We start from the raw sequence: 8,682 nt of genomic DNA, 5'->3' as shown, positions 1-8,682 counted from the left end.
GTACGCCCAGCGGGAGGCGGCCGAGCGACAGCGCCGGGCCGAGGAGCGGCGGGCCAGGGAGCGGCGGCGGGCGGCCGAGCGGGCGCGGCTGGCCCAGCAGGCGGCCGCCCGCCGGGAGCGCGCCCGCGCCGAGGCGGAGCGGCGCCGGGCCGAGGTCGCCCGTAAGGAGGCCGAGGTGGCGGCCCGGCGGACGGCCGAGCGCGGCGCCCGGCAGGCCGTCGCGCGGGCGGAGCAGTCCCGGGCCGACGAGCGCGGCCTTGAGGAGGTGCGGGAGCTGATCGCCGAGGCCCAGCGGTCCGGCGCCCGGGCCGATATCGGCTCCCTGGAGCGGCAGTTGGCCGGACTGCGGGAGCGGGCCGCCCGGGGCGAACAGCTCGGGGGCGCGGTGGAGGAGCTGCGCGGCCGGGTCGTGAGCCTGCGCCCGGATGCGGCCGGGGACGGTACGGAGGACCACGCCGCCGTGCTGGCCGGTCTGGAGCGCCGGTTCGCCGCCACCGGCCCGGACGGCGCCGCCCTCGACGCGGACGGCCACCGGCGCTGCGCCGACCTGCTCGACCGGCTGCGCGCGGAGACCGGCCCGAGCGGGGAGGTCCGGTTCGAAGCCCTGCTCGGCACGGTCGAGCACGCCCTCGTCCGGCATGCGGCGACGATCGCGGACGCGCGGGAGGCCATCGAGCGGCAGGCCCTCGCGGAGCAGGAGCGCGCGGCGGCCGAGGAGCAGCGGCGCGAGGCGGCTGAGGCTGCGAAGGCGGCCGAGCGCGAGCGCGCCGAGGCGGCGGAGGCGGCCCTGGAGCTGGCCCTCGCGGAGGCCGCCGAGCGCCTGGACGTCGTACGCCCGGCGGCCCAGGGTGTGGTGGACACCGCCGCCGACCTCGGCGACCCCGGCCTCGCCGACGAGATCGGGGGCGCCCTGCGCTCCGTCACCGAGGCGCTGACCGCGCGTTCGGCGACCGAGGCCCTGCGGGCGGTCGCCGATCTGGAAGCCCGGCTCCCCGACGCCGAGGGCCGACTGGACGAACGGGAACTGGCCTATCAGCGGCGGCGGGACCTGGTGGAGGCGCTCCGGGACGCCATGACCGGCGAGGGGTTCGCCTTCGAGGGCGGTGCGGACGAGGGCGGCAGCTTCCGGCTGCACTTCACCCGGCCGACCGGGGCGACGTACGAGACCACGGTCGCCACCGGGGACGACGGCTCGCCCGTCCTCGTCTACCAGGTGGCGGGCGAACCGGACGTGACGTTGCACGCCCCGCAGGACGAGGCGGTGTGCGACACCACCGAAGCGCTGCTGGAGCGGGTGCACGAGGCGCTGGGCGGTGACGAGGGCTTCGTACCGGGCGAGCTGAGCTGGGACGGCAAACCGCCGGGGCGGCGCGCCAAGCCGCTGCCCCGCGAAACCTCCTGGCGGTGGACGACCCCGTGAGCACGATCGACTTCACCAAGGGCGCCGACGACGGTACGGGGCCCGTCGCCGCCGACGGCATGATGCCCCTGTGGGCGGTGTCGCTCGGCTGGGAGCTGCGGCGCGGCCGTCAGGTGATCCTGGGCGGGCAGATCCGGGACCGCTGGTGGTTCGAGGACCGGCCCGCCTCCTTCCGGGAGCTGGTCGCCGGGGTGCTGGAAGTGCGCGGCGCCGATGTGGTCGGCTGGTGGGACCCGGTGGCCGGGCTCACCTTCCCGCTGCCCGGCCACGCGGAAGCCTTCGCCCAGCTGGAGGCGAACCGGACGCCCACGGCCACCAAGAGCCGGGACACCGGCGCGGACGACCGGCAACCGGACAACCCGCGCGCCCGGCGCGGCGCCGACCGCGAGCGGGACCGGTCGAACCTGCTCTCCCCCCGCCCGGCCGGTCCCCCGCGCGCCTTCGACGACGTGGTCGCCACCGTGCACCGGCTCACCGCCTCCCCCGACGCGGCCACGGCCTTCGTCTTCCAGGACGTCGACCACCATCTCCCGCCCGGCCAGCCGGAGTCGAACCCCGGCTACCTCCGGCTGCGCACCGCGATGACGGACGCCGTGGCCCCCCGTTCGACCCTGGCGGGCCGCCCGCCGCACGCCCGCAACGCCATCCTGTGCGCGGTGGGCGACGTCGGGCGGCTGCCCGGCTGGTTCCACCTGGAGGACCCCCGGATCGCCCTCCTGCACATCGGGCCACCGGACCCGAGCGAGCGCCGCCTGTGGCTGACCTGGCTGCGCGGCGACTTCAACGGCGCCCCGGACGCCAGCCGCCATGACATCGAGACGCTGGTCGGCGCGACCGACGGCATGTCCGGCTGGGACATCGAGGCGCTCGCCCGGACCTCATGGCTGCGCGACGCGCCGCTGCAGAAGCCGGACAAGCTGCTGGAGCTGCACCGGCTCAATGTGAGCGTCGACCCGTGGACCCAGCTGGACCGGGAGACCGTGGCGGGCGCGGCCGGTGTGCTGGCCGCCCGGGTGGTCGGCCAGTCCAAGGCCGTCGACGCGGTGGCCACCGTGCTCCAGGCGGCGTTCGTGGGCATCGACTTCGGCGGCTCCGGCAACGCCCGCCCGCGCGGCGCGTTCTTCTTCGTCGGCCCGACAGGCGTCGGCAAGACCGAACTCGCCAAGGCCGTAGCGGAGTTGATGTTCGGCGACCAGAGCGCGTACGCGCGCTTCGACATGAGCGAGTACCAGCAGGAACACGCGGCCGAGCGACTGGCGGGCGCACCGCCCGGCTACATCGGCCACGAACAGGGCGGCGAGCTGACCCGCCGGGTCCAGGAGCGGCCGTTCAGCGTCCTGCTCTTCGACGAGATCGAGAAGGCGCACCCCCGGGTGCTGGACAAGTTCCTCCAGATCCTTGAGGACGGCCGTCTCACCGACGGGCGCGGCCAGACCGCGTACTTCTCCCAGTGCCTGATCATCTTCACCTCCAACACGGGCGCGGAGGCGGTCCAGGGCCTGCTGTCCGACGGCGGCGAAGAGGTGCCGTACGCCGCCCTGGAGGCCCACTTCACCCGGGCCGTGGAGGAGAAGTTCCGGACGATCGGGCGGCCGGAGATCTACGGCCGCCTCAAGCCGGGCGTGGTCGTCTTCGACATGCTGCGCCGCGAGCACATCGTGAAGATCGCGGACCGGCTGCTGGGCCAGCTCACCGAGTCCGTGCGCGAACGGCACCAGGTCGAGGTGGTCCCCGATACGGACACCCTGCATCCCTGGATCACCGAGCGGATGAGCGACCCGGAGCACCAGGCGTACGGCGGCCGCCAGATCCGCAACGAGCTGGAGCGGCTGCGGGCGGCCGTGGTCGGCCACTTCCTGGCCCACCGCCCGGCCCCGGGCAGCCGCATCCGGGTCGGCATCGACACCGAAGCCGACTCCGACACCGACTCCGCTGGCACGCCATGGGTCAGGACCGAGGAAGGGAGGGGCTGAACACATGCTCGGCATAGCCATCGGCCACCGCGTCGCCCGCGTCGGCCGCATCGGCCCGGAGGGCCGCCCGACCGTGACGGTGACGGACCTGGCCGGAACGGACGGAGTCGCCGACCCCGCCACCGCGCTGGCCACGCTCCTCGCCGGGGCCACGGACGAGGAGGCGGTGTTCGGCCTGCCCGCCTCCGCCGACCGCGAGGCCGAGGCCCGTCTGCGCCGCGCCGCCGAGGACACCGGCCTGCGCGTCAGCAGGATCGTCCCGGAACCGGTCGCGGCGGCCCTGCACTACGGCGCGATCGACGAGGGCGTACACCGCACGGTCCTGGTGGTCGACCAGGCCGCGACAGCGGTGGACCTGACGGCCCTCGCCATCACCCCGGACCTGACCGTGCGCGTCATCACCACGCGCACCGCGCCCCTGGCCGACGACCGCGACCTCACCGCGATAGCCCGGGAACTGACCGGGGCCACTCCGGACGCCGTGCTGCTCTCCGGCGAGCTGTACGCCATGCCCGCCCACCGCGCGGACATCGAGAACCTCGCCGAGCACCAGGGGCTGACGGTCCGCTGCACCAATCCCGAACTGGCCGTCGTGCGCGGGCTGTTGCTGCTGGAGGACTTCGGCCTCCTCCGCATCGCCACCGGCCCGGTACCGACGAGGGCCCACTTCCCCCCTCCCCTGGAGGACCCGGAACCGCAACCCTGGCGTCCCCTCCCGGAGGACCCCGAACCACACGGAACCCCAGCCGAAAGCGCCGAGGAGTTTACGGCTCCGCCACCCGGCCGCGACGAACCACCCCTTCCCACCCCGGAACCAGAGCCGGGGCCCGAGCCGGAGCCCGAACCCGCACCGGCACCGGCACCGGCACCGGCACCGGCACCGGCACCGGAGCCGACACCGGAAGCGCCACCGCCGCCAGAACCCGAAGCCGAACCCGCCCCGGTCCCCTCCGCCACGCCCGCCCTCCGCTCCGTCCCCGTCACCCAGCTCGACGCCATCCGCCGGGACGACCACCTCCTCGTCCTCTGGGCCTGGCCCGACTCCGCCCTCACCGCCCGCGTCCGCTGGCGCCGGGAGGACGCGACCGCGACCGGCGACGGCCCCCGCGACGGCGACATCCGCTGTCAGCGCCGGGTATACGAGCACGACGGCGGCCTGGACCTCCCCGTCGGCCGGGGCGCGGTCACACTCACCGTCGAGGCCCTGGTCCCCGACGCCACCGTCGACACCGAGGGCGCCGCCTCCCTCCGTATCGCGGCCGAGCCGCCCATCGTCGAGTACGAGCCCTCCCTGCGCCGCCGTCTCACCGGCGCCCGCGTCGCGACCGTCACGTTCACCGCCCGGACCGGCTGCGACCTCCCGGCCCTGCGGATCGTGCACGGCCGAGGCCGCTACCGGCCCACCAGCACGGCCGAGGGCACGGTCCTCCACGAGGTCCCCGCCCAGCGCCTCCCGGCGGGCACCCCGCTCACCCTGGAGTTCCCCTTCCCCAGCACCCGGGGCCCGTCCTGGCTCGTGTGCTTCCCGGCGGAAGGCCCCGACACCGGACCCGCCACCGGCCCCGACACCGGACCCGCCACCGGCCCCGACGCCGACCAAGACCACACCATCGACATCCGCCCCACGGCGCTGCACCGGCTGCGAGTGACCTGAATGGCCAGACGACTCACCTGCCCCTACTGCTACGAGACCTTCGCCTCGCGCGAGATACGGTTCCGCTGCAACTGCCGGCTCAGCCGCATCGGCAAGAAGTGCGAGCGCCGCCGCGACCCGGTCCTCGACGAGCGCTTCGGCAGGCGCCCCGGCCACGAGGTGGGCCCGGACTTCGCCGCCGACGGCCGCAAGACGACGGCGCCGTGCCCGGACTGCACGAGCGAGTCGACGTACCGCATCTGCCCGATCTGCCACGTCGAGTTGCCGGTGCAGTTCGGGATGGTGGAGAACCGGCTGATCGCGATGGTGGGCGCGCGCTCCTCCGGCAAGACGATCTACATGACCGTGTTGCTGCACGAGATGCGCAACCAGGTCGGCGAGATCTACGGCGCTTCGCTGATGGGCCTGGACGACACCACCATGCGCCGCTACAGCTCGGAGTACGAGGACCGGCTCTACCGCGACCGGCAGATGTTCCCGCCCACTCAGACCGCGACGACCAACGCCAACCGGGTGGATCCGCTGGTGTTCCGGTTCGGGCTGCGCCGCAAGGGGCTGTTCGGGGAGCGGCCGCAGCACAGTGTGCTGTCGTTCTTCGACACGGCGGGCGAGGACTTCAACAGCCGGGAGAGCGTGGAGCTGAACACCCGCTATCTGACCAACGCGGACGGCATCATCCTGCTGCTCGACCCGCTGCAGATGCCGGGCGCCCGGGACAACGCGGCGCCCGGCACGGCGCTGCCCGGCCTGGACGGCATCGACCCGCCGATCAACGTGCTGAGCCGGGTGAGCAGCATGCTGCTTGCCGCGCAGGGCGGCAAGGCCGCGAAGGTCACCACCCCGATCGCGGTGGTCTTCTCCAAGATGGACGCCTTCTGGCATCTGATGGAGAACGGCAGTCCGCTGCGGTCGTACGCGCCCGCGCGCGGCCGTTTCGACGTCGGCGACAGCCTCAGTGTCCACGAGGAGGTGCGCCAGCTGCTCAGGGTGTGGGACGGCGTGGCCATCGACCAGTCCCTGGAGAACACCTTCGCCCGCTACCGCTACTTCGGTGTCTCCGCACTGGGCCGCAGCGCCACGCCCGAGGCCCGGGTCGCCGACACCGGCATCCAGCCCTACCGGGTGGCGGATCCGCTGCTGTGGCTGCTGAGCGAGTTCGGTTCGGTGCCGAAGGCGGGCCGCGGATGAGGGGCTTCCAGCAGCTCTACTACACCTCCTGCGAACACGGGCTCAGCGGTTCCTCCGGCTTCCAGTTCAACGCGGTGAGCGAGCGGGTCTCGGCAGAGACCCGGCACCGCGTCGAGAGCCTGGCCGGGTACGAACCACCGCGCTCCCTGGTCGAGTCGGACACCCCCGAGCTGCTGGCCCGCTGCCCGGTGAACCTGTGCCACACCCCGGGCGGGCAGGGCGGCGCCACCACGCTGTGCGTACGCTACGTCGGCCGGGACTCGGCGCGCCGCTTCGGCAACTACTTCGCCCACGCCCTCTACACCGAGGGGGAGTTCGCGAGCGACAGTGGCGGGCTGCTCGCGATCGAACTGTGGGATTCCCCGGCGTGGACCACACAAGTGGCCGATACGACGGAGCTTCCGGAGCTGTCCGCGCCCCTGCCACGCGGCCCGCTGTCCGCCCGCTCGGCCCGCGCCTTCCTGCGCGCGCACCCGCACGCCGAGCAGCTTCCGGCCCTGCTGGCGGCGGTGTTCGCGGCGCTCGCGGAGGACGGTTCGGTGGTAGTGATCGACGATACGACGGACCGTATCGCGCACTGGTTCGCGACCGTCTGCTACTTTCTGCCGCCCCCGCTGGCCAGCGCCCTCTCCTTCGCCACCTACCTCTTCCGGCCCACTCGCGGTCGGCTGCACCTGATCGGCACGGTGCCCGGGGCGCACCCCGAGTTCGGCCCGGACGACGAGGAGTCGTACACCGTCTTCGACTTCTCCGCGGGCCGTTTTCCCGAGGTGGTGCCCACCCACCATCTGGTGCGGCTGCTGACCCGCATCGGGGTCGGGTCGATCCGCTCGGTGTGGTCCTGGACGGCCGAGTACACCCACGGCCAGGAGCGGACACCGGGCGACTGGCACGCACCGGTGGCGGCGGCCGCGGCGGCGGGCGGTACGGAGCTGACCGGCCCCGATGTCCGCGCGGTGATCGACTGGCTGTCCGGCGCCGATCATCTCGGGCCGCGCCGGGCGGTCGTGGCGGCGGACCTCCACCACAAGCACCGGGACCTGGACGACGACCAGCTCGCGGCGCTGAGCGCGGCCGCCAAGGCGGGCGGTGACACGGCGCTGCACCACGAGCTGGAGAGCAAGCTCCACCAGTCCCGGATCCGCGCCTACGCGACCGGCGTGGCGAACGCGCCCGGCCCGGTGCCGATCACCCACCCCGCCGAGCGGGAGCGGGCCACCGCCCTGTGGCAGCGGCTGTTCGGCGAAGCCGTCCACAGCCGCCAGCGGGTGCGGCTGCTGCTGTGGGCGGTGGGCGCGCGGCTCGCCCCGGCGCCGGAGCTGCTCGCGGCCCGCTGCCTGGACCTGGCCCACGCCCTGCTCGGCTCCTCCGGCGCGGGCCCCGAGCTGCGCGAGGAGGTCGCCCGCCTGGTCCACACGCTCCCGGCGTTCAGGGCCGGGCTGGCGATGGCGGTGCAGGAGGTGCTGGAGGAGCGGGGCGGTCAGGAGCAGCTGTTCGCCCAGTTCCCGGCCAAGTTGCTCAACGAGCGGGACCTCGGTGAGCGGCCCCGGCTCCTTGAGCACTACTGGCGGGCGCAGGCCGAGCGGGAACCCACCCGCACGGTCGACCTGCTGTTCCGGATCCTGGCGGTGCGCGGCCAGGCCTCGCCGGACGCGGAGCTGCTGCGGGGGCTGTGGCGGCAGCCGTCACCGGCCTGGACGTACGAGGAGGCGACCGGGATCGCGCGTCGGCTGCCGCCCGGCGAGCCGATGGACGAGGCGGTCGGCGAGTGGTTCGACCGGGCCGTGAAACAGGAGGTCGGGGACGAGGTGGAGTTACGGGCCTGCCTGGTGCTGTGCGACACCCTCACCGCGCCTTCCCGCTACGCCTGGCTGCGGGCGGTCACCCAGGAGTGTGTGCGGACCACCCTCAGCCTGGACGCGGCCCTGCGCGAGGCCACCGAGGCCACCGCGCTCGCCCGCACGTTCCGGATCCCGCAGATCGGCGCATGGGCCGCACCCCGCGCCCTGAAGCGCTACCGGCTGCTCCCCGCCATGCTGCGGCTGCCCGCCGACCCGGCCCGACTGCGCACGGAGATCGGGCAGTTCGGGTTCCACCTCACCGACGGCTATCTGCGCGCCGTGCACCGGGCGGCGGCGACCTCGGACCGTATCGACGAGGTGCTGCTCAGCCATGTCGCCGGGGTGCTCGCGGTCGACGGCGTGCGCGCCGGACTGCCACAGGCGCACCTGGAGATCGTCCAGACGCTGCACCAGCGCATCGCACACCACTGGGGGCCTGCGGACCTGGACCGGCTGTCCCGCGCGCTCCGCCCGTACGACACGCGGCGCGCCGACGAGTATCAGCAGTACGCCGAACACCGCCTGGGCCGGGTGAAGAAGTGGGGCCGCAAACTGACCCAGCGGCGGCCCTCGGACGACCCTCGACCGGAAGAGGGGTGAGTCTCC

5 protein-coding genes are annotated in these 8,682 nt (G+C 74.2%); all 5 read left to right on the top strand.

What is annotated here, in order from left to right; all coding sequences use genetic code 11:
• The coding region (locus ACFV9T_RS06720) for a hypothetical protein (protein ID WP_385437163.1) at nt 1-1,420 on the top strand (1,420 nt) is incomplete at its 5' end.
• Nucleotides 1,417-3,393: an AAA family ATPase gene (locus ACFV9T_RS06715; RefSeq protein WP_385437162.1), complete on the top strand. Its 1,977-nt coding sequence runs from the start codon at nt 1,417-1,419 to the stop codon at nt 3,391-3,393. The genes ACFV9T_RS06720 and ACFV9T_RS06715, both read left to right, overlap by 4 nt.
• A gap of 4 nt (nt 3,394-3,397) precedes the next feature.
• Nucleotides 3,398-5,047, top strand: a complete 1,650-nt coding sequence (locus tag ACFV9T_RS06710) for an Hsp70 family protein (protein WP_385437161.1) — start codon at nt 3,398-3,400, stop codon at nt 5,045-5,047.
• Complete coding sequence (locus ACFV9T_RS06705) at nt 5,048-6,235, top strand: hypothetical protein (RefSeq protein ID WP_385437160.1); 1,188 nt, start codon at nt 5,048-5,050, stop codon at nt 6,233-6,235.
• A complete protein-coding gene (locus ACFV9T_RS06700) occupies nt 6,232-8,676 on the top strand; it encodes a GTPase-associated protein 1-related protein (RefSeq protein WP_385437159.1) in 2,445 nt (814 codons plus the stop codon). The genes ACFV9T_RS06705 and ACFV9T_RS06700 overlap by 4 nt, the downstream gene beginning before the upstream one ends.
• The last annotated feature ends 6 nt before the right edge of the window (nt 8,677-8,682 follow it).

Source organism: Streptomyces sp. NPDC059850 (assembly GCF_042731515.1).
GTDB lineage: Bacteria > Actinomycetota > Actinomycetes > Streptomycetales > Streptomycetaceae > Streptomyces.
The sequence above is the reverse complement of the archived record's forward strand: the minus strand, read 5'-3'. Positions and strand labels throughout refer to the sequence as shown.

Coding starts and splice junctions, on each gene's coding strand:
- ACFV9T_RS06710 (WP_385437161.1), top strand. CDS start 3,398: ATGCTCGGCATAGCCATCGGCCACCGCGTCGCCCGCGTCGGCCGCATC.
- ACFV9T_RS06705 (WP_385437160.1), top strand. CDS start 5,048: ATGGCCAGACGACTCACCTGCCCCTACTGCTACGAGACCTTCGCCTCG.
- ACFV9T_RS06700 (WP_385437159.1), top strand. CDS start 6,232: ATGAGGGGCTTCCAGCAGCTCTACTACACCTCCTGCGAACACGGGCTC.